The organism is Gilvimarinus sp. 1_MG-2023, assembly GCF_030548285.1.
On sequence record NZ_JAUOSC010000699.1, the window covers coordinates 1 to 301 of the forward strand.

Sequence of the window (301 nt, forward strand, 5' to 3'; positions counted from 1 at the left end):
TGCCTGCGCTGCAACGTATCATGACCATGATCGATCGCCGGCCACGCTGGCCGGAACCGCCTCCGCCAGTACAGGCCATCGACGCCTGCTGGCCACTGGGCCGTCTGCTCAGCGACACCCCTGACGACCAGTGCCACCGCACGGTAACGGGCTGGAGTATTCGCCAACTGGTGCCACCAACCTTGCCAGACAGCGCCAATCCCGGTGCTCCCAACCCTCTGCCCGTTCTGGTCAACCAACATGGCCAACGCGTCAACGCTCACTGCGACCGCAGCGGCACCCCAACCCGCTTACAATCATT

1 protein-coding gene is annotated in these 301 nt (G+C 64.1%); it reads left to right on the plus strand.

All coding sequences use genetic code 11. The features are described 5' to 3' along the window. Nucleotides 1-20 precede the first annotated feature (20 nt). Nucleotides 21-301 (plus strand): hypothetical protein (locus Q4563_RS18675; protein WP_303605576.1); only part of this gene is annotated, 281 nt, incomplete at its 3' end.